The following is a 222-nucleotide window of genomic DNA, read 5'->3' as shown; positions in this document are numbered from 1 at the left end:
CGTTGCCATCGCAAAGAGATAGTAGAGGCCAAAAATCGCAAAGATCGTTGAAAAATCGGCAAAGTGATGAATAATGCCGATAATCCAAAGCAGCAGCAGTGGGTCAATCAGCATTAAAAATTCTTCAAAGAAAACTTTTGGCAATTTCCAAAAGGCGAGTGAGAAAGTGTACTTGGCATCACGATTGAAAATAACGCGGCGATGCTTGAACAAAGCCTTAAA

Annotated in this window: 1 protein-coding gene; it reads right to left on the bottom strand. The window is 40.5% G+C overall.

Going from position 1 to position 222, the window contains the following annotated elements; genetic code table 11:
• A partial coding sequence (locus tag LI126_RS15365) for a hypothetical protein (protein ID WP_227165769.1) occupies nt 1-222 on the bottom strand: 222 nt, incomplete at both ends.

Source organism: Mediterraneibacter sp. 210702-DFI.5.30 (assembly GCF_020560115.1).
Classification (GTDB): domain Bacteria; phylum Bacillota; class Clostridia; order Lachnospirales; family Lachnospiraceae; genus Mediterraneibacter; species Mediterraneibacter faecis.
This window is presented reverse-complemented; position numbering and strand designations above follow the sequence as displayed.